Source organism: Thiothrix sp. UBA5583 (assembly GCA_002425225.1).
GTDB classification, from domain to species: domain Bacteria; phylum Pseudomonadota; class Gammaproteobacteria; order Thiotrichales; family Thiotrichaceae; genus Thiothrix; species Thiothrix moscowensis.
The window spans coordinates 14604-34925 of sequence record DILV01000034.1 but is presented as its reverse complement, the minus strand read 5'-3'; the positions used below and the strand labels follow the sequence as shown (position 1 = coordinate 34925).

The 20322-nt window shown below is 56.7% G+C and carries 15 protein-coding genes and 1 pseudogene; 7 read left to right on the top strand and 9 right to left on the bottom strand.

What is annotated here, in order from left to right:
- Positions 1 to 6 precede the first annotated feature (6 nt).
- Complete coding sequence (gene lysA / locus B2U47_RS14455; protein ID WP_296678288.1) at positions 7 to 1254, top strand: diaminopimelate decarboxylase; 1248 nt, start codon at positions 7 to 9, stop codon at positions 1252 to 1254.
- Between the two features lie 49 nt (positions 1255 to 1303).
- Here the strand turns inward: lysA and B2U47_RS14450 are convergent, their stop codons facing one another.
- The 3 genes from B2U47_RS14450 to B2U47_RS14440 are packed head-to-tail and all read right to left on the bottom strand — an operon-like array spanning position 1304 to position 5642.
- Positions 1304 to 2614: a DUF2330 domain-containing protein gene (locus B2U47_RS14450; protein ID WP_296678286.1), complete on the bottom strand. Its 1311-nt coding sequence runs from the start codon at positions 2612 to 2614 to the stop codon at positions 1304 to 1306.
- Entirely contained in the window at positions 2611 to 3426 is an 816-nt protein-coding gene (locus B2U47_RS14445) for an RnfABCDGE type electron transport complex subunit D (protein ID WP_296678284.1), read from the bottom strand. Before B2U47_RS14445 ends, B2U47_RS14450 begins: the two co-directional genes overlap by 4 nt.
- Before the next feature lie 17 nt (positions 3427 to 3443).
- The gene (locus B2U47_RS14440) at positions 3444 to 5642 is read right to left on the bottom strand and encodes a CHASE2 domain-containing protein (RefSeq protein WP_296678281.1); all 2199 of its coding nucleotides are present in this window, start codon (positions 5640 to 5642) and stop codon (positions 3444 to 3446) included.
- Positions 5643 to 5767: 125 nt separating this feature from the next.
- On the opposite strand from B2U47_RS14440, the gene B2U47_RS14435 reads away from it, so the two are divergent.
- The 5 genes from B2U47_RS14435 to B2U47_RS14415 all read left to right on the top strand — a co-directional run bounded on the left by B2U47_RS14435 (position 5768) and on the right by B2U47_RS14415 (position 12461).
- Positions 5768 to 6211 (top strand): MerR family transcriptional regulator, encoded by a 444-nt coding sequence (locus B2U47_RS14435; RefSeq protein ID WP_296678279.1) that lies wholly within the window; start codon positions 5768 to 5770, stop codon positions 6209 to 6211.
- Between the two features lie 70 nt (positions 6212 to 6281).
- Positions 6282 to 7409 (top strand): thiolase family protein, encoded by a 1128-nt coding sequence (locus B2U47_RS14430; protein WP_296678277.1) that lies wholly within the window; start codon positions 6282 to 6284, stop codon positions 7407 to 7409.
- Positions 7406 to 9832, top strand: coding sequence for a 3-hydroxyacyl-CoA dehydrogenase/enoyl-CoA hydratase family protein (locus B2U47_RS14425; protein WP_296678275.1), 2427 nt, complete (start codon positions 7406 to 7408; stop codon positions 9830 to 9832). Before B2U47_RS14430 ends, B2U47_RS14425 begins: the two co-directional genes overlap by 4 nt.
- Positions 9833 to 9834: 2 nt before the next feature.
- Positions 9835 to 10653, top strand: a complete 819-nt coding sequence (locus B2U47_RS14420; RefSeq protein ID WP_296678273.1) for an SDR family oxidoreductase — start codon at positions 9835 to 9837, stop codon at positions 10651 to 10653.
- Between the two features lie 131 nt (positions 10654 to 10784).
- Positions 10785 to 12461, top strand: coding sequence for an AMP-binding protein (locus B2U47_RS14415; protein WP_296678271.1), 1677 nt, complete (start codon positions 10785 to 10787; stop codon positions 12459 to 12461).
- Here the strand turns inward: B2U47_RS14415 and B2U47_RS14410 are convergent.
- Together B2U47_RS14410 and B2U47_RS14405 are read right to left on the bottom strand one after the other, a co-directional pair.
- Positions 12443 to 13306 (bottom strand): carbon-nitrogen hydrolase family protein, encoded by an 864-nt coding sequence (locus B2U47_RS14410; RefSeq protein ID WP_296678269.1) that lies wholly within the window; start codon positions 13304 to 13306, stop codon positions 12443 to 12445. The two genes, B2U47_RS14415 and B2U47_RS14410, sit on opposite strands and share 19 nt — an antisense overlap.
- Positions 13303 to 13899, bottom strand: a complete 597-nt coding sequence (locus tag B2U47_RS14405) for a GNAT family N-acetyltransferase (protein WP_296678267.1) — start codon at positions 13897 to 13899, stop codon at positions 13303 to 13305. The genes B2U47_RS14410 and B2U47_RS14405 overlap by 4 nt, the downstream gene beginning before the upstream one ends.
- Before the next feature lie 153 nt (positions 13900 to 14052).
- On the opposite strand from B2U47_RS14405, the gene clpB reads away from it, so the two are divergent.
- Positions 14053 to 16662 (top strand): ATP-dependent chaperone ClpB, encoded by a 2610-nt coding sequence (gene clpB / locus B2U47_RS14400; protein ID WP_296678265.1) that lies wholly within the window; start codon positions 14053 to 14055, stop codon positions 16660 to 16662.
- Between the two features lie 45 nt (positions 16663 to 16707).
- Here clpB and B2U47_RS17295 read toward each other — a convergent pair.
- The 4 genes and pseudogenes from B2U47_RS17295 to asd form a co-directional block, all read right to left on the bottom strand.
- Positions 16708 to 17644 (bottom strand): annotated as a pseudogene (locus B2U47_RS17295) (IS1595 family transposase).
- A 217-nt stretch (positions 17645 to 17861) separates the two neighbouring features.
- Complete coding sequence (locus B2U47_RS14385; RefSeq protein ID WP_296678261.1) at positions 17862 to 18062, bottom strand: helix-turn-helix domain-containing protein; 201 nt, start codon at positions 18060 to 18062, stop codon at positions 17862 to 17864.
- Complete coding sequence (locus B2U47_RS14380) at positions 18059 to 18982, bottom strand: restriction endonuclease (protein WP_296678259.1); 924 nt, start codon at positions 18980 to 18982, stop codon at positions 18059 to 18061. Before B2U47_RS14380 ends, B2U47_RS14385 begins: the two co-directional genes overlap by 4 nt.
- A gap of 73 nt (positions 18983 to 19055) precedes the next feature.
- Positions 19056 to 20183, bottom strand: a complete 1128-nt coding sequence (gene asd / locus B2U47_RS14375; RefSeq protein ID WP_296678257.1) for an aspartate-semialdehyde dehydrogenase — start codon at positions 20181 to 20183, stop codon at positions 19056 to 19058.
- Between the last annotated feature and the right edge of the window lie 139 nt (positions 20184 to 20322).

Below are 20322 nucleotides of genomic sequence, written 5' to 3'. Positions count from 1 at the left end.
ACATACATGGATCATTTTGAATACCGCAACGGGCAGCTCTACGCCGAAAACGTGGCTGTCACCGACATTGCTCGCGCCCACGGCACACCGTGCTACATTTATTCCCGCGCCACGTTGGAACGGCACTGGCACGCTTTCAACGATGCCTTTGGCACACAACCGCATCTAGTGTGTTACGCGGTCAAAGCCAACTCGAATATCGCCATCCTCAATCTGTTTGCCCGTTTGGGTTCGGGCTTTGACATTGTGTCAGCCGGGGAATTGGAGCGGGTATTACGTGCAGGCGGCGACCCCAGCAAGGTGGTGTTTTCAGGCGTAGGCAAAAAAGCCGCAGAAATCCGTAAAGCCTTAGAAGTTGGTATCCGCTGTTTCAATGTCGAATCCGAAGCTGAGCTTGACCGCATCAATGCAGTAGCGGGCGACATGGGTAAAATCGCGCCAATTTCCCTGCGCGTTAACCCGGATGTGGATGCACAAACCCACCCCTACATTTCCACGGGTCTGAAAGAAAACAAGTTCGGGATTGAAATTGACCGTGCCGAAACCGTTTATGTGAAAGCCGCCGCGATGCCGCACCTGAATGTGGTGGGAATTGATTGTCATATCGGCTCGCAATTGCTGACGCTTTCACCTTTCATGGATGCGCTGCAACGGGTGTTGGCATTGGCGGAACGGCTGGCGGCGCAAGGCATCCACGTGCATCACCTCGACATCGGTGGTGGTTTGGGTGTGCGTTACCGCGAAGGGCAGGAAGCGCCCAGCCCAGCGGATTATATGGCGCAACTGTTCACCGATGAACGTTTGCGCCAGTACGAGATTTTCGTTGAGCCGGGCAGGGCGATTGCTGCCAATGCCGGGATTCTGGTGACAGAAGTCGAATTCCTCAAACTGGCGGAATACAAGAATTTCGCGGTGGTGGATGCGGCAATGAACGACCTGATCCGCCCCGCCTTGTACAGTGCGTGGCAGGAAATCATTCCGGTGATTCCGCGTGAGGGTGAAACCAGCACTTACGACATCGTGGGGCCGGTGTGCGAAACGGGGGATTTTCTCGGCAAGGAACGTGATCTCACTATCCAGCCGGGGGATTTGCTGGCGGTACGTTCATCCGGTGCGTATGGTTTCACCATGTCGTCCAACTACAACACCCGTCCGCGTGCGGTGGAAGTGATGGTGGATGGTGATGCAGTTCACGTGGTGCGCAACCGCGAGACGCTGGACGATCTGTTGCGCGGGGAAAGCGTACTGCCCTGAGGCATCAAGTGTCAGCGCCTCGTCAGGGAGGCGCTGATGTGCATGAAAACTATTCCTGCCAAGGCGTTGTACTTGCTGATTTCTTCAGCTTTGGCAACTGCTTGCGGATTTCGTTAATATCCCATCCGGTCATTTTTGCCAGATTCTTGGCGGCTTCCTCCTGCTGTTTTGGTGCAGTCCTGTTCAGGTAGTCACGGGCTGCCGGACAAGAGGCTTCACCTTGCCAAGGGTGGCGAATGATATAGCGTCCTTGGTAGTTTTCGGTGTTGCCTGTCGACTGGAACATCAGATCTTCCGGGAAGGTTTCGCGGTCGTAACGTACATGCAGGCGGGTGACGTAAGCATCCGCTGCGCCACTGCCCATGTTGTTGGTTTCCGGTTTCACCCAGAATGCGCCGAGTTCCTGCAATTCCTTACTGGAAAGCGGGTCAGCCGCGCAGGGGTCGCACCAGCTCATGTCCCAGGCGTATTCGAGGAAGACTGCGCCACCTTCCTTTTCCACCTGATTGCGGAACATGTCACGGTAGAAATTGGCAAACTGCTGTTTGTCCTTGACGTATGCGGGAATTTCCAGATCGCTTGGCAGTTTGACGGTGCGGTAGTTGGTGGTTTCCACCCGTCCGTTACGGGTCAGGGCATAAATGAACAAGTCCTGCTTACCGTTGGCATTCACCGTGCCGAGACGGATCGGCAGCATAAAACGTTTTTCGCGGTAATTGACTTGAATCGGGCGCAACTGGGTGAAGCCGGTTTTAGAGTATTCCTTGAGGTTGACCTTGGCGATGAAGAATTTCATGTTCTGCTTGAGGTAACTGTTGACTACCGGCTCAGCACCTTGCGGGATTTTGTAGCCATTTTCGGTCAGCCAGGTGATCAGGCCGCTGCTTTCTTGACCTGACAATACCATGATGTCGTATTCACCCAGGGTGTATTGCGCTTCGATCTTGACGCCCAGTTCCCTGGCGCGGGCTGCTGGGGCGGGTTTGGGAGCCATTGCCGGGGCGGGCATGGCTTTTTCATACATGATATGTGCACACGGGTCGTCGTCGAAATATTCCACCAGACGCGGAGCGGTGTAGGCATCCAGATGCTTGATGGTGCTGTTGTTGACCAGTTTGACCTGCTCTTTCTGCACGACAACGGGTACGGGTACGACCATCGCAAACTCTTTCACATCGCCTTTGAAATCGCTGCCCATAGTGACAATGCTGCGGTCGGCATCGCGTGTATACACCACTTGGGAGGATTCATTGAACAAGCCAGTGTCGGCTTTGGCAACGTAAAAGCCGCAAAAGGCGGATACTTGGGTTGGCAGTAAACTCACTGTCAGTAAGGCGGCGGCACTGATTATTTTTTTCATGGGGTTTCCTCTGGTTTGGTTGTCGGTTTTGACCATTCAAATGCGGGGTAATTCAACCAGCGGTTGAACAAAAACACACTGGGTGACAAGGCTAACAGGGCATACAAAAATGCGTTCGGCAGGAATAGACGGAATTGCAACCACACCGCCAGCAGGGCAACACTCATCCCGAACAGGATGCGCCCAACAGGATGCGCGGGGGTGGTTTTCGGGTCAGACAGCATGAAAAAGCTGAACAATAACAAGGAGCCATTTTGCAATTGATGTTGCGGAATAGACCACGGGTCGCCTAGCCAAGTGGCTTTCAGGAATAATAATACGGCATAGGTCAGTAAAAAACTCACGCTGGTCAACATGGTGCGCCAGCCCACCAAGCCCACTAAGCCACTACCCGCCAGCAACAGGAATAGCCACAAACCATGACCCCATTGCCCCGGTGCTGCCCATGCGTCATGGGTAAGCAGCAGTACCGCAACGATGCCGAAGTTGGACGGGTTGAACACATGCTTGCCATCCACCCGCAGCAAGAATTTACTGGCAATACTCAAGCCTACTGCGATTGCCAACCACAGCTCGCCTTGAGCATGTAACAGTAACAGTACGGACAAACTGGTGTTGAGGGTGCTCAATAACAGGTAGGGAAGTTTGAACAGATGGCAAAACAGCATCTGGGTCAGCAAGGCAGTGCCAATAACGGCAGCGATTTGTAGCCCTGTAACCGGAAATTCCAACACCCAGATGCCCCACAACAGCAGGCTGGTTTGTACCGTGAGTTGGTAATGACGCGGGTCAAGTCTGCTGGAATACGACATAAGGCAGTGATTGGTTGTTACTTATGCTGGTGAGCATAAACCCCATTCCACGCCTTGGGTAGATCGCTTTGCGACAACTGCGCAATACGCCGTAAATAAAGTGCTGCCAGTGGGTCATGCGGTGTATGCATCAGGACATGCGCAAACTGTTTCGCTGCCGCTTGCCAGTTGCCTTGCCAGTAATGTTGCATGGCCTGTTCGTGTAGCTGGTAAAGTTGGCGGATGTGGGGAGTAATTTCTTCCCCCAGCCCCAGCGGATGGTACAGCAACACATTTTCCTGTTTGCCTTTGACTTGTACCCGGTCAACCGTGCGGAATACTACGCCCTTGCAGTGTTGGCGGGTGTGTTCGCTGACCAGAATATCCACGCCGTAATGACGGGTCAGGGATTCAAGCCGTGCTGCCAGATTGACCGCATCACCGATGACGGTGTAAGCACGCCGGTAACTGGAACCCATGTCGCCGACATTCATTTCCCCGCTGTTGATGCCGATGCCCAGGTGCAAGGGCGTGATGCCCTGTTTACGGTAATTTTCGGCATTTTCCTGCAACATGTGCCGTAGGCTCAGTGCCGTCAGGACAGCTTGCCGCGCATGTTCGGGTTCCGTCAGCGGCGCATTCCAGAATGCCATCACCATGTCGCCAATGTATTTGTCGACCGTGCCGTTGTGCTGGAAAATGATGCCGGTTGCCGCATCCAGATAACGGTTGAGCAGGTTTTTCAGGGTTTGGGTATCCAGTTGTTCTGCCAGTGCCGTGAAGTCGTGCAAGTCGGCAAACAATACCGTCATGTCGCGCTTTTCCCCGGCAAGGCTGGCGTTAGCGGGCGTAGTCATGAGCTGCTGGATGTGTTCGGGTGGCACGTATTGCCCGAACAGGTGCTGCAAATGCTTGCGTTCGCGGTTTTCCCGCAACATGTCGTAAGTGGCAAAGATGCCAGTGACGGCAAACACCAGCAGCAGGGAAGGCAACAGGTCAAGACGGATGTGTTCCGCGTGCCACATCCACACATTGGCGGCGATGACAATCAGCAATAGGGTGGTAGCGGTCAGCAACAGCACACGCGGCCCGCACAGCGGATACAACATCAGCATCAACAGTGTCAGTGCCGCCAGCCCGATCAGCTCGATGGTCAGCCCCCAAGCTGGCTCGTGCAGGAGGATTTCCGGGTGCAACAAGCCTTGCAGGGTATGCGCATGGATGACGACACCGGGCAAGGAAGCCTGCACCGGGGTTGGTTTCAGATCCCCCAGCAATTGCGCTGATGTACCCACCATCACAATTGCGCCTTCCAGCGTTTTGCCTGAAATGGCTCCGCGCATCAGGTCAGTGGCGGATACAGACGGGAAATGCGGCTGACGGGCAGCGTAGGGAATCAGTACGCTGCCATGCATGTCGGTGGGAACGAATCGCGCTCCCAGCCCTAAACCGGCATAGACTTCCTGCGTACCGATACGGGCGATTTGTGCTTGCCATTCGTTTTCCAGCAGGAAGCGTTGTGCGGCAGCTAGGGTCAGGGAAGGGTACAGGTAGCCGTTGTATTGCAGGAACAGCGGCATCCGCCGGATGGTTCCATCACTTGCCATCAGCGCATTCATGTAGCCTTGCGCTTTGACCGCACGCTGGATGACCGGTAGGCTGGTGGAATGCCCCAGCGGTTCCCAGGTCGGCAACACGTTGGTGGCTACGGGTTTGGGGCTGTCCGGTAATGTACCGTTGAGCAGATATTCCTCATGAAACAGAAAACCGGTGACGATATCATGCTGTTCTAGTGCGGCTGCCAGTTGCCGGTCAGCTTCACTGGTGGATACCGAAGGGCGTAGTGGAATGGCACACACTTCGGCGCTGCAACTTGCTGAAGCCGGGGGGTGTTTGACTGGTTCGGTTGCACCGAACAGAATGTCCAGCACGATCAGGGCAGGTTCCTGTGTGCCAATTTTCTGGATCAGCTCGGCAACCCGCTGGCGGGGCCAAGGCCAGCGGCCTTCCTGTACTTGGCTGCGGTCGTCGATGTCGACGATGATGATGGGTGGCTCGTTTTCTGTGGGCGTAAAACCCTCTCCCAGCCGGATTCGCAGGTCATATAAAGCCATTTCAGCGCGGCTCAACAGGCTACTGAGCGGGTTGGTCGGGGAAACCAGCACCATTGCCAGCAGCAAACTGATCAGCAGGCCGAGCAGGATTTCAGGGGTATGTTGTCGGTACTTGTGCCACATCGTCCTATGAATGTGGCACATTTTTCGATAAACGGCGATGTCAGATTTTAGGCGATAACAACACAAAACGTCATGTATTTGACGTTAACGTTAACCAGCTCTAGTATCAGCCCAAAGGAGTGACTATGGAGCAGAAACTTTGGAGCATCTCCGAACTGGCTGATGAGTGTGGTATCACCACCCGCGCTATCCGGTTTTACGAAGACAAGGGGTTACTCCAGCCCCAGCGGGCGGGTTCCAACCGCGTCTACAACTACAAGGACAAAGCACGCCTGACGCTGATCCTGCGTGGCAAACGGCTGGGGTTTTCGCTGGAAGACATCGGCGAATTCCTCTCCCTCTACCACGCCGAATGCGACCCTGCCCACACCAGCCAGTTGCGTTACCTGCTGGACAAGGTACAAGCAAAAGTTCAGGCTCTGCGCCAGCAACAGGAGGATTTGGCGCTGACCTTGCAGGAACTGACGCGGATTGAAACGGAATGCCTTAGTCATCTGCCCGACTCCGAAATTACCCCTCACCCCCTAACCCCCTCTCCCTCAAGGGGAGAGGGGGAACAAAAATGCTGATCTCTTAGCCCCTCTCCCCTTGAGGGAGAGGGGTTGGGGTGAGGGGTACAAACCACCTAGGAGGAGGCTTATGAAGAGCGTAGTAATCGCCGGGTACGCCCGCACCCCGTTCACCCTCGCCAACAAGGGCGTGTTCGCCAAAGTCCGCCCCGACGATCTGGCGACTGCCGCCGTCCTCGGCCTGCTGGCGAAAACCGGCGTGGCTGGCACAGACATCGAAGACCTGATCCTCGGTTGCGCCTTCCCTGAAGGCGAACAAGGTTTCAACATGGCGCGGCTGGTAGTACTGATGGCAGGCTTGCCGCAAGCCGTCGGTGGCGTTACTGTCAACCGCTTCTGCGGCTCCTCCATGCAGGCCATCCATCAGGCCGCCGGAGCCATCCAGATGAATGCCGGAAATGCTTTCCTCTGCGCCGGGGTGGAATCGATGACCCGCATCCCCATGACTGGTTTCAACCCTTCGCCCAATCCACACCTGTATGCAAAGCTGCCCACCGCCTACATCAGCATGGGGCAAACGGCTGAAATCGTGGCACAACGTTACGCCATTTCCCGTCAAGAACAGGAAGCCTTCGCCGTTGCCAGCCAGCAAAAAGCTGCCGCCGCGCAAGCCGCAGGCAAACTGGCGGATGAAATCATCCCGGTAGGTGGCGTGACGCAAGACGGCTGTATCCGCCCCGACACCTCGCTGGAAGCACTGGCTGGCCTGAAACTGGCCTTCGACGCACACGGCACGGTCACGGCTGGCACGGCGTCTCCCTTGACCGACGGCGCTTCCGCCACCCTGGTATGCAGCGAGGAATTCGCCAAAGCGCACGGCCTGCCCATGCTTGCCCGCATCCGCAGCATCGCCATTTCCGGCTGCGCCCCCGAAACCATGGGGCTGGGGCCGATCCTTGCCAGCCAGAAAGCCTTGCAACGCGCCCGGCTGAGTGTCGCCGACCTCGACATTATCGAACTCAACGAAGCGTTTGCTTCCCAATCCATTGCCTGCATCCGCGACCTTGGGCTGGATGCCAGCAAGATCAATCTGGATGGCGGTGCGATTGCCTTGGGCCATCCCTTGGGCGCGACTGGCGCACGTATCACCGGCAAAGCCGCCGCCCTGCTCAAGCGCGAAGGCAAACAGTTTGCCCTTGCCACCCAGTGCATCGGCGGCGGGCAAGGCATCGCCACCATTCTGGAGGCCGTGTCATGAACATCCACCAAGTCGCAGTGATCGGCGCGGGCGTGATGGGTGCTGGCATTGCCGCCCACATCGCCAACGCCGGAACCCCCGTGCTGTTGCTCGACATCGTGCCGCCAGATGCCACCGATCGCAGCCAGATTGCCAAAGCCGCCCTCGACAAGCTGCTCAAGGCCGACCCTGCTCCCCTGATGCACAGCCGTAACGCCCGCCTCGTCACCCCCGGCAATATCGAAGACGATTTGCCCCAACTCGCCGACTGCGACTGGATCATCGAAGCAGTGGTCGAACGCCTAGCCATCAAGCAAGACCTGTACCGCAAGCTGGCCAGCGTGCGCAAAGCCGACGCAATCATTTCCTCCAACACCTCCTCCATCCCGCTGCACGAACTGGTGGCAGGCTTGCCGGACGACTTCGCCGCGCATTTCATGATCACCCATTTCTTCAACCCGCCACGTTACATGCGTCTGCTGGAAATCGTTACCAGTGCGCAAACCGATCAGGACGCTGCCCGCAAAATCCGCGAATACGCCGACCTCAAGCTGGGCAAGGGCGTGGTCGATTGCAAGGATACCCCCGGATTCATCGCCAACCGCATCGGCATTTTCTGGATACAGACCGCGATTCAGGAAGCCATCGAAATGGGGTTGACGGTGGAAGAAGCCGACGCCGTGATCGGCAGGCCGATGGGCATTCCCAAAACCGGCGTGTTCGGCCTCTCCGATCTGGTGGGGATCGACCTGATGCCGCACCTGATGCGCAGCATGAACCGCAGTTTGCCAGCCGGTGATGCCTTGCTGGAAAAAGCCAGCATCCCGCCGCTTATCCAGCGCATGATTGATGATGGCTACACCGGGCGCAAGGGCAAGGGTGGTTTCTACCGCATCAACCGTGACGGCGGGCAGAAGGTCAAGGAATCCATCAACCTGCAAACCGGCGACTATGCGCCATCACAAGCTGCCTCATTGGGGAGCTTGCAAGCCGCCAAACACGGCGGCCTACAGGCGCTGGTTTCCCACCCCGACAAGGGGGGGCAATATGCGTGGCGGGTGTTGTCGCAGACCCTGCGCTATGCCGCCGCACTCGTGCCGGAAATTGCCGACGACATTTGCGCCGTCAACACCGCCATGAAGCTGGGTTACAACTGGAAATACGGGCCGTTTGAGCTGATCGACCAGTTGGGGGCGGATGCGTTGGCGCAGCGGCTGGAAGCGGATGCTGCCGTATTACCCCCCATCCCCAGCCCTTCCCCCGCAGGGGGGGAAGGGAGCGAAGATGGTGTCTTGTCCCCTCCACCCCTTGTGGGGGGAGGGTTAGGGAGGGGGGGGATTCCTCCACTGCTGGAAATGGCGCGGGCTTACGGTTTCTATCGCCACGAACCCGGCGAAACCCACTACCTCCAACCCGACGGCTCCTACCGCCCCCTGCAACGCCCCCCCGGCATCCTGCTGCTCGCCGACCTCAAACGCCACGCCGAACCGCTGCTCAGCAACGATGCCGCCAGCCTGTGGGACATTGGCGATGGCGTAGCCTGCCTCGAATTCCATAGCAAGATGAACAGCATCGACGGGCAGACTCTTGAAATGCTCAGCGACAGCCTCGACTGGGTGGCAACCAACGGCAAGGCGATGGTGATCTACAACGAAGGCGAAAACTTTTCCGCCGGAGCCAACCTCGGCCTGCTGGTATTCGCCGCCAGCCTCGGTGGCTGGGATGAAATCGCCGCAATCGTCACGCAAGGCCAAACCACTTACCACAAGCTCAAACACGCCCCGTTCCCGGTGGTCGGCGCACCTTCCGGCCTTGCCCTCGGTGGCGGCTGCGAAGTATTGCTGCATTGCGCTGCCATCCAGGCTCATGCCGAAACCTACATGGGGCTGGTGGAAACCGGCGTCGGCCTGATCCCCGGCTGGGGCGGCTGCAAGGAAATGCTGCAACGCTGGAGCAGCTTCCCCAAACTGCCACGCGGCCCCTTGCCGCCGGTACTGAAAGCGTTTGAAATCATCAGTCTGGTAACCGTGTCCAAATCAGCATTTGAAGCCAAAGACCACCTCTACCTACGCCCTGCTGACGGCATCAGCATGAACCGCGACCGTCTGCTGGCAGATGCCAAAGCACGGGCACTGGCGATGGTGGAAGGCTACCAGTCGCCGGTTGCACAAGAACTACGCCTGCCCGGTGCAACCGCGCGGATTGCCATGCAGATGGCGGTGAGTGATTTCCGCCTGCAAGGCAAAGCCACCCCGCACGACGCAGTGGTAGCCACGGCACTCGCCGAAGTCCTCAGCGGCGGCGACACCGACATCACCACCCCGTTGAATGAAGCCGACATTCTGGCACTGGAACACCGCCAGTTCATGCAACTGGTCAAGCACCCGGACACCATTGCCCGCGTGCAACACATGCTGGAAACCGGCAAACCGCTGAGGAACTGAACATGGAAACGTTGCACGGCAAAACCCTGTTCATCACTGGCGGCAGTCGCGGCATCGGGCAAGCGATTGCGCTGAAAGCCGCCAGCGAAGGTGCAAACATCGTCATCGCCGCCAAGACTACCGAACCACACCCGAAACTGCCCGGCACGATCTACACCGCCGCTGCCGAGATTGAAGCCGCTGGCGGCAAGGCATTACCCTTGCAAGTCGACATCCGCGACGAGGTGCAAATTGCCGAGGCGGTACAACAGGCCGTTGCCACCTTCGGCGGCATCGACATGCTGGTTAACAACGCCAGTGCCATCAGCCTGACACCCACACTGGCAACACCGATGAAGCGTTTCGACCTGATGCAGCAAGTCAATGCGCGGGGCACGTTTGCGGTGTCGCAAGCCTGCCTGCCACACCTGCTGCAAGCACCCAACCCGCACATCCTCACCCTGTCGCCGCCACTGTCGATGCAACCGAAATGGTTCAAACACCATCTGGCCTACACGCTGGCGAAATACGGCATGAGCATGTGCGTGCTGGGGATGGCGGCAGAGTTTCGGGGCAAGGTGGCGGTGAATGCGCTGTGGCCGCGCACCGTCATCCTGACCGCTGCGGTGCAGATGCTGGGTGATCAGGTGAAGCCGGACATGTGCCGCAAGCCGGAGATCGTGGCGGATGCGGCTTGCCTGATCCTCAAACAGGATGCACGCCAACACACCGGCAATTTTTACATCGACGAAGAGGTGCTGCGGGCAGCCGGGGTCAATGACTTTGACCAGTACGCCATCAGCCCCGGCACAACCTTACTGACTGATTTGTTTCTGGGGTAATATTACCCCTCACCCCAACCCCTCTCCCTCAAGGGGCGAGGGGCTTAAGAAAAAAACCTTCTTGCACCCCCTCGCCCCTTGAGGGAGAGGGGGCTGGGGGGTGAGGGGTTCTTAAGTTAAAGGAGGAGGAAATGGACAAGCTATGGCTGCAAAGCTACCCACCCAGCGTCCCGGCAGAGATTGACCTGAGCCAGTACCGTTCGCTGGCGGATTTGTTCCACCACAGTGTTGCCAAGTACCGGGCGCTGCCTGCCTACAGCAATCTCGGCAAGGTGCTGACTTATGCCGAAGTCGATGAGCTGACCCGCCAGTTTGCCGCGTACCTGACCCACGGGGCGGGTTTGCAGCGCGGCGACCGCATCGCCATCATGATGCCCAACCTGCTGCAATACCCGATTGCGCTGTTCGCTGCCCTGCGTGCCGGGCTGGTGGTGGTCAATACCAATCCCCTTTACACCGACCGCGAACTCGAACACCAGTTGAAGGATTCCGGGGCAAAAGCCATTGTCATCCTCGCCAATTTCGCCCACACGCTGGAAAAGGTGATGGATGAGGTCGGCATCAAAACCATCATCACTACCGAAATCGGCGACTTGCTGGGCTTCCCCAAATCCCTGCTGGTGAATGCAGTGGTCAAGTATGTGAAAAAGATGGTTCCTGCCTACCAGTTGCCGGAAGCGATCGGTTTCAATCAGGCACTGCGGCTGGGTAAGCAATACGCCCAGCGTTATCAGGATGCCGACTTGAACCATGCAGATACCGCGTTCCTGCAATACACCGGCGGCACGACCGGGGTGGCCAAGGGTGCGGTGCTGACTCACCGCAACCTGCTGGCCAACATGCTGCAAGCCGATGCCTGGACGAAGGGCTATCTGCAACACGGCAAGGAAATATTCATCACCGCCCTGCCCCTGTACCATGTGTTTGCCCTCACCGCCAATGCCCTGTTTGCAATGGAAATGGGCGCGAAAAATGTACTGATCACCAATCCGCGTGACTTGCCCGCGTTCATCAAGGATTTGTGCAAGGAACCCTTCACCTTCATGACCGGCGTCAACACCCTGTACAACGCCCTACTGAATCACGCCGAGATCGGCAAGGTGGATTTTTCCCACTTGAAAATTGGCTTGGGCGGTGGTATGGCAGTGCAAAAATCCGTCGCCGAACGCTGGAAAGCCCTGACTGGCTCGGTGCTGCTGGAAGCCTACGGCTTGACTGAAACCTCCCCGGCAGTGTGCATCAACCCCGTCACCTTGCAGGATTACAACGGCATGATCGGCTTGCCGATCCCTTCCACCGAGGTGTCGATCCGTGATGTGAATGACCGGGAACTGGGGGTGGGTGAAGCGGGCGAATTGTGGGTACGTGGCCCGCAGGTGATGCAAGGTTACTGGCAACGCCCGGATGAAACCGCCAAGGTGATGCCGGGTGATGGCTGGTTGCGCACCGGCGATGTTGCCATTATTAACGCACAAGGTTACGTCAAATTGGTCGATCGCCTCAAGGACATGGTACTGGTGTCCGGTTTCAACGTTTACCCCAATGAGGTGGAAGATGTGCTGGCAGCCAACCCCAAAATCCTCGAAGCGGGCGTGATTGGAGTGCCTGACGAGCATTCCGGCGAAATCGTCAAGGCTTTCATCGTCAAAAAGGATGGCAGCCTGACGGTGGATGAGGTGAAAACCTACTGCCGCGCAGAGCTTTCTGCTTACAAATGCCCGAAACAGGTTGTGTTTGTCGACTCACTGCCAAAAAGCAATGTCGGCAAGATTCTGCGTAAGGAGCTGCGTCAGTTCGGTAACGGGTAATCTGACCAGTCCCGGTAATTGCGCACTTGCCCATGTTCACGCACCTGTTGCAGCCCAGCCAGATCAAGGTCGGCATAAACCCATTGTGGTTGGTTCAGCGTGCCGATTGACAGGATACCATCAACGGGATACCCGTAATCAACCGGAGTATAGACGGCGGCGGCTCCCATGTTGACATCCACTGCTTCTGACCATGCTGCTTCTCCGACCAGTGCGGCTTGTGCGACGTAGCACTGGTTTTCTAGCGCCCGCGCCTGACAGCCGATGCGCACACGGTTATAACCCGCCAGCCCGTCAGTGCAGCTTGGTACGAGGATCAGGTTTGCCCCTTGCCTTACCAGTTCCCGTGCCAGCAGGGGAAATTCACTGTCGTAACAGGTACAAATGCCCAGCTTGCCAACATCGCTATCCAGTGCTTGCAACTCCCGTCCCGGACTGATGTGCCAATGCTCCTGTTCAAAGCGGGTCATTTTCTGCTTGTCCTGAAAGGCACGGCTGCCATCCGGGCGGAACAGCCAGGCACGGTTGGTGTAACGCCCATCTTCCTGCCGGACGGGGAACGTACCCGCCACAATCGTGACGCCCTGTTGCTGTGCCAGACCGCTGAACAGTTGCAGGAAAGCGTCGTGCAGGCTTTGCAAGGCTACCAGTTGCCTTCCCAGATCCTGATACACCGCTGGTGGAAACAGTGATGCCAGTTCCATGCTGAAGTATTCGGGGAACAGCAACAGTTTGGCGTCGTGGGTACGGGCTTCGTTGACCCAGCGGTAAATTTTTGTCGTGTAATCCTCCCAGTTGTGCAGGAAACTGATGTCATACTGTGCCGTTGCCAACCGGAATTTCATAAGGTTTTCATCCAGAATTGCATGGGTTTGGGTGATGCTTCTGTTTCACCGAGGTCTTTCCAGGTATAGGTCGTCAACAATTCAGGATGTGGCGTGTAGCCGAAATGCTGCCAGATGCTATCCAGCGGCAGGTAGCCCGCCGGGCGCATGGGGTGATCCACCGGGCGTTGCACCCCGCAAAAGGTGGCGTGGGTAAAGCCACCCAGTTGCCTTGCATGGTTCTCTCGCCCGAGGAAAAAGCTTTTGTAGACACCGCGCCCGCGATATTCCGGTAACAAGACCGATTCCGCACAATAAAACAGCGTGTCTGGATCGTAGCCCTGTTGCAGGAACGGCTGCTGAAACTCGTCTTCCTCGTGTGCCATCGGCAGGCCGGTGGAAGCACCCACCACCCGATCGCCATCGAGTAGCAGCACGGCAATGCTGTCCGGGGAGTTGACGTAGGTTTGCAGGTAACGGGCTTCGTATTCCACCGACCCATCGTAGAGATAGGGGAACTCACGGAATACGCTAATGCGCAAATGGGCGAGGGCTGGCAGGTAGGGGGCGATGGCAGAGCCGGAAAGGTGCAGGTTATAGCATGTTTTGTTCATGAACAGGATCATAGGCAGGTAACAGACCGTCCGCAAGAACCCTGACCTACATCAAAACTTATCCACAACCCCACCTTGAATTCCTCACCCGCTACCCCAGATTTGCCTCATCTGACGCTTTCGCGTCCAACCCAAATTTGAAAGGTAGCCCACATGAGAATGGACAAACTCACCAGCAAGTTCCAGCTCGCCCTGCAAGACGCGCAGTCGCTCGCGTTAGGGCGTGATCATCAATTTATCGAACCCGCTCACCTGATGATCGCCTTGCTGGATCAGGAAGGCGGTTCCACACGCGGTTTGCTGACCAAAGCCGATGTCAACGCCAACCAGTTGCGCTCCAAACTGGGTGAAGCGCTCGACCGTCTGCCGACCGTTTCCGGCGGTGATGCCGGTAGCGTGCATGTTTCCAACGACCTCAGCAAGCTGCTGAATGTCACTGATAAAATCGCCCAGCAGCGCAAGGATCAGTACATTTCCTCCGAACTATTCGTGCTGGCAGCGCTGGAAGACAAAGGCACGCTCGGCAATTTGCTGCGTGAAACGGGTGCGACCAAAGGTGCTGTTGAAAAAGCCATCGAAGGAATGCGCGGCGGACAAACCGTCAACGACCCCAATGCCGAAGACCAACGCCAAGCCTTGGAAAAATACACCATCGACCTCACCGAACGCGCCGAACAGGGCAAAATCGACCCCATCATCGGGCGTGACGAAGAAATCCGCCGCATGGTGCAAATCCTGCAACGCCGTACCAAAAACAACCCGGTACTGATCGGCGAACCCGGCGTAGGTAAAACCGCGCTGGTTGAAGGCTTGGCGCAACGCATCGTCAACGGCGAAGTTTCCGAAGGCATGAAAGGCAAACGCCTGCTGTCGCTCGACCTCGGCGCATTGCTGGCGGGTAGCAAATACCGGGGCGACTTTGAAGAACGCCTCAAAGCCGTGCTCAACGACATCGCCAAAGCCGAAGGCAACATCATCCTGTTCATCGACGAATTGCACACGATGGTCGGTGCAGGCAAAGCGGAAGGCGCAATGGATGCAGGCAATATGCTCAAGCCCGCCCTCGCACGCGGTGAACTGCATTGCCTAGGTGCGACCACCCTCGACGAATACCGCCAGTACATTGAAAAGGATGCCGCGCTCGAACGCCGTTTCCAGAAAGTGCTGGTGGATGAGCCGACCGTGGAAGACACCATCGCCATCCTGCGCGGCTTGCAGGAAAAATACGAAGTGCATCACGGCGTGGAAATCACCGACCCCGCGCTGGTCGCAGCCGCCACGTTATCGCACCGTTACATCACTGACCGCCAGTTGCCCGACAAAGCCATCGACCTGATCGACGAAGCTGCGTCACGCATCCGTGTCGAAATCGACTCCAAACCGGAAGTGATCGACAAGCTCGACCGCCGCCTGATCCAGCTCAAGATCGAACGCGAAGCCTTGAAAAAGGAATCCGACGACGCCTCCAAAAAACGCCTTGCCGACTTGCAGGCTGAAATCGACCGTCTGGAAAAAGAATCTGCCGATCTGGAAGAAATCTGGAAAAGCGAAAAAGCCGACGTGCAAGGCACATCCCACATCAAGGAAGCCCTTGATCAAGCACGGCTCGAATTTGAAACCGCCCGACGTGCGGGCAATTTGCAACGTATGGCGGAGTTACAATACGGGCGCATCCCCGAACTCGAACAGCAGCTCGCCAAAGCGGATGCCACTGTGGATAGCCACGAAGCCAAAGCGCCCAAGTTGCTGAAAACCAAAGTGACGGAAGACGAAATTGCCGACATCGTGTCACGCTGGACAGGTATCCCCGTCAGCAAAATGCTCGAAGGCGAAAAGGACAAGCTGCTGAAAATGGAAGACGTGCTTGCCAAGCGTGTGATCGGGCAAACCGAAGCGGTGGTAGCTGTTTCCAATGCCATCCGCCGTGCGCGGGCGGGGCTTTCCGACCCTAATCGCCCCAGCGGTTCGTTCCTGTTCCTGGGGCCAACGGGTGTGGGTAAAACCGAACTCACCAAGGCACTGGCGACGTTTTTGTTCGATACCGACGACGCGATGGTGCGGATTGATATGTCCGAATTCATGGAAAAACATTCCGTCGCTCGCCTGATCGGTGCGCCTCCCGGCTACGTCGGCTATGAAGAAGGCGGCTATTTGACCGAAGCGGTGCGCCGCCGCCCGTATTCCGTGATCCTGCTGGACGAGGTGGAAAAAGCCCACGCCGATGTCTTCAACGTGCTGCTGCAAGTGCTGGACGACGGGCGTTTGACCGATGGGCAAGGGCGCACGGTGGATTTCCGTAACACCGTGATTATCATGACCTCCAACCTCGGTTCGCACCTGATTCAGGAGATGGCGGGTGAAGAAAACTATGAGCGCATGAAAGCAGCAGTGATGGACGTGGTCGGGCATCATTTCCGCCCGGAATTCATCAACCGGATTGACGAAACGGTGGTATTCCATCCGCTGGATCAGGCAGAGATTCGCCAGATTGCGGATATTCAGCTCAACAATCTGCGCAAGCGGCTGGCAGCGCGGGAACTGGGTATCCAGATCACTGATGCAGCACTCGATTTACTGGCGGAAGCAGGCTTCGACCCTGTGTACGGCGCACGTCCGCTCAAACGCGCTATCCAGCAGCAGGTTGAGAATCCGCTGGCACAGCAAATTCTTGGCGGCAAGTTCATGCCGGGGGATACGATTGCGGTGGGGGTGGAAGAGGGCAGGCTGACGTTTACAGCGTTGGTCGAAGCGCAGGAGGTTTAAGTTAGAATTTGGTAAGAAACAAGGCTCAATATGTGTTTCAGGGTCTTATCCCAGTAGCAGTGAAAGCAAGGAATGAAGTGCCGCTTTCCCGCGTTTTCTGATGTTGTGCAAGCACTCAAAGAAGGCGAGGTAGCAAGGCAACTTTTCCTGTGAAATCCCCCGATGAGGACGTAACCAAGAGCGCAGCAATGACCAAAAGCCCTCCATCGTGTTCACATGGACTTCATGGAAACCGTCCCCATCCTCATCACGGGCATATTCACCTGCGCCATGATTGACTGTTTTGTGGAGGTATCCCCATTCTTCCAATCGGTCGTAGATGTTGTACTCATCGGTGTACACCAACGTACCCGCTGCCACCGTTTCCAAGATCAACGGCTTGATTGTCGCCTGTTTCACATTTTCCAGCATACGGATCACGACCTCCCCAGAACGCTGGATCATGCCGAAAATGGGCGGCTTCTCCTTCTCCAGCGTACCACGTCCCGGCGCACCTTTCAGGGCGCGGCGGCGACCTTCACGCCCTGCATCCGCCACCGCATCAGGGTTTCCCTTATGCCCAGCCTTGGTGTAAGCCTCGTCAAACTCAACACTCCCAGACAGGCTTACAGGTGTTTTTTTTCTCGATGCCTTGCCGCAACTGTTCCGTCATCGCCTGCGCATCGTCCTTGTTCAACCCCAGTTCACGGGCAATTTGTTGGTTCGACAGGTTCAATGACATCAGGTAAAGGCACAACACCCAAACCTTCAGTGGCTGGTGATGACCTTCAAACACCGTTCCCGTCAGGTCATCAAAACGCTTTTCGCAACCCTTGCACTGGTAACGCTGGCGTTCTGTTTGGGTGTCATCCTTGCCACGGCGGATGGTTTCGTGTGACTTACAATGTGGGCAAACAACCCCATCAGCCCAACGCCGGGCGCGGACTTGCTCGAAACAGGCTGCTTCACTGGTCAGGCTGGAAATACTGATTAGCAGGTTCATAATGCCTTTCCTTGGCTACTGGGAAATGATTGATTTTAGATCAATACCCTGCGTTTGCAACACTGGGATAGCAAGACCCTGAAACACATATTGAGCCAGAAACAAAAACGCCGCCTATTTAAAGCGGCGTTTTCTAATCAGAAGGAGGCGGATAAGCAGTTGTTGACTCAAGGTTTATTTCCTTGGGCATGGTTAAGTTCACAGATAACTGTTTCGGTTAATGAGCCAATGCCCGCAACACTGCTTGCGGCTCTTTCGCCACTACATGCAGCAATACCCGTGCAGCACCGTGCGGGGTGCGATCCCCGCGTTCCCAATGGCGCAAGGTGCTGACACTGATGCCAAACGTTGCTGCAAATTCCACTTGGGTCATGCCTACTTTGGCACGAACGTTTTTGGCAGTATTGTAGCGTTTCACCCACCCTCAAAATAATCTGTATCCACCTTCTTCACCTCATAGCGCTCAACCACTGATATGCCTACGTTGTATTCCACCATCAGGGCTGCCAGCTTTTCGCCGTCAATCAGGATGATGCGGGTGTCAATAATGCGGGCATAGTCGCGGGCTTCGCGGGAAAAGCCGGAGGTGGTGATGAAAATGCCCTTCTTTGCCCGTTGCCCCTGCAAGGCTCCGGCAAATTTCTGGATTTCGGGGCGACCTACGGTAGCTTCCCAGCGTTTGGCTTGCATGTAAATTACGTCGAGGCCGAGGCGGTCTTCGTTAATGATGCCGTCGATGCCGCCGTCACCGCTTTTGCCAATGGCGCGGCCTGCATCCTGGCGGTTGCCGCCGTAGCCCATTTTCACCAGCAAATCGACCACCAGTTTTTCAAAGAACACGGGTGAGGCTTCCTTGACGGTTTCCAGCACTTCCTGTTCAAGGTTTTGGCGAAGCAGGCGGTAGGCGGAGGCAAGGATGTCTTCCGGGGTGTCGTCGAAAATCACCTCGGAATCCATGTTCAGGGTGGGCATTCCGCTGGGTTTGAGTGGGCGGCGGCGATTCTTGAATTCCTGGAATTCAGGAAACTGTTCCAGCGTGCTGATGCGGATGTTGTCTGGGTTGCCTTGCAGTAAGTGCAGCCCACGATCGGTAATGACGAAATGCCCGCGCCGGGGTGAACGCAACGCGCCTGCCTGTTTCAGGTAGGAACGCGCCCAGCCAACCCGGTTGCTGAACACGGTTTGCGTGCCACTGGGCAGGATTTCGCTGCGTTCGGTTTCATTGAGCTGATAGTGGTTGGCGAGTGTTTCAACCGCATCCCGCAGCTTGTGTTCCTGCTGGTCGGCTGCCAGTTGCAGCAGGGGGCGCATCAGGGTCTGGTAGTCGGGGATTGGCATGGGGTTATTGCCTAGGGCAAGTGGGAAGAGTTGCTGGCAACGGGGTCTGTATCCCCGTGCCAGCGGAGGATGGTTACTGACCTGCCCCGACATGCTCTAGGGCAATTTTCAGCATACGGCGCACGGGTTCTGCCGCACCCCACAGCAACTGGTCGCCGACGGTAAATGCGGTGATGTATTCCGGCCCTAGGTTCATCTTGCGGATACGTCCGACCGGGATGGTCAGTGTGCCGGAAGCCTGTACCGGGGTCAGGCCGTGCAGGGTGGATTCCTTGTCATTCGGGATGACTTTCACCCACTCGTTGTGGCTGGCGATAATGGCTTCGATTTCGTCCAGTGGCAGGTTTTCTTTCAGCTTGATGGTGAAACCCTGCGAGTGGCAACGCATGGCGCCGATACGCACGCACTGGCCGTCTACCGGAATGATGTTGCCTGCGGTTTTGCCCAGAATCTTGTTGGTTTCAGCAATGCCTTTCCACTCTTCCTTGGTCTGACCGTTTTCCCAGGCTTTGTCGATCCACGGGATCAGGCTGCCAGCTAGGGGTGCGCCGAAATTGGCGGTGGAAAGCGTGCCGTCATTCAGTTTGGCAGTGACTTTGGTATCAATGTCGAGGATGGCGGAAGCCGGGTTTGCCAGCAAATCGCCCACTTCGGCATTCAGCTCGCCCATCTGGGTCAGCAGTTCGCGCATGTTTTTCGCACCCGCCCCGGAAGCAGCCTGATAGGTCATGGAAGTGATCCATTCCACCAGCCCTTTTTCAAACAGGCCGCCCAGTGCCATCAGCATCAGGGAAACGGTGCAGTTGCCGCCGATGTAGTTCCTGATGCCGTTTTGCAGGCCAGCATCAATCACATTGCGGTTCACCGGATCGAGCACGATGATGGCATCGTCTTTCATGCGCAGGGTGGAAGCGGCGTCAATCCAGTAGCCATTCCAGCGGGCACGCAGCGGTTCGTAGACGGCGGTGGTGTAATCGCCGCCCTGGCAGGAAACGATGATGTCCATTTCCGCCAGCTTGTCGATATTCATCGCGTCTTCCAGCGGTTTGGCGCCGAAACCGACATCCGGGCCAGCCTTGCCGGATTGTGAAGTGGTGAAAAACACAGGTTCAAAGCCCTGAAAATCGTTTTCGGCCTGCATCCGCTCCATCAGAACCGAGCCAACCATGCCGCGCCAACCGACAAAACCTACTTTGAGCATTACAAACTCCGACAAAAACCGAGTAAACGCATGATTTTAACACTGTGGCGGGTAGAGCAAAACAATCCTTTCATTGTGCGATTTAATAGAATGAAACGATAAAAACATACTGTTTTACTGTCTATCGGTGGCTGCTTAT

Coding starts and splice junctions, on each gene's coding strand:
- asd (WP_296678257.1), bottom strand. CDS start 20,183: ATGCTCAAAGTAGGTTTTGTCGGTTGGCGCGGCATGGTTGGCTCGGTT.
- B2U47_RS14440 (WP_296678281.1), bottom strand. CDS start 5,642: ATGTGGCACAAGTACCGACAACATACCCCTGAAATCCTGCTCGGCCTG.
- B2U47_RS14380 (WP_296678259.1), bottom strand. CDS start 18,982: ATGCCAATCCCCGACTACCAGACCCTGATGCGCCCCCTGCTGCAACTG.
- clpB (WP_296678265.1), top strand. CDS start 14,053: ATGAGAATGGACAAACTCACCAGCAAGTTCCAGCTCGCCCTGCAAGAC.
- B2U47_RS14445 (WP_296678284.1), bottom strand. CDS start 3,426: ATGTCGTATTCCAGCAGACTTGACCCGCGTCATTACCAACTCACGGTA.
- B2U47_RS14450 (WP_296678286.1), bottom strand. CDS start 2,614: ATGAAAAAAATAATCAGTGCCGCCGCCTTACTGACAGTGAGTTTACTG.
- lysA (WP_296678288.1), top strand. CDS start 7: ATGGATCATTTTGAATACCGCAACGGGCAGCTCTACGCCGAAAACGTG.
- B2U47_RS14430 (WP_296678277.1), top strand. CDS start 6,282: ATGAAGAGCGTAGTAATCGCCGGGTACGCCCGCACCCCGTTCACCCTC.
- B2U47_RS14410 (WP_296678269.1), bottom strand. CDS start 13,306: ATGAAATTCCGGTTGGCAACGGCACAGTATGACATCAGTTTCCTGCAC.
- B2U47_RS14415 (WP_296678271.1), top strand. CDS start 10,785: ATGGACAAGCTATGGCTGCAAAGCTACCCACCCAGCGTCCCGGCAGAG.
- B2U47_RS14435 (WP_296678279.1), top strand. CDS start 5,768: ATGGAGCAGAAACTTTGGAGCATCTCCGAACTGGCTGATGAGTGTGGT.
- B2U47_RS14425 (WP_296678275.1), top strand. CDS start 7,406: ATGAACATCCACCAAGTCGCAGTGATCGGCGCGGGCGTGATGGGTGCT.
- B2U47_RS14420 (WP_296678273.1), top strand. CDS start 9,835: ATGGAAACGTTGCACGGCAAAACCCTGTTCATCACTGGCGGCAGTCGC.
- B2U47_RS14405 (WP_296678267.1), bottom strand. CDS start 13,899: ATGAACAAAACATGCTATAACCTGCACCTTTCCGGCTCTGCCATCGCC.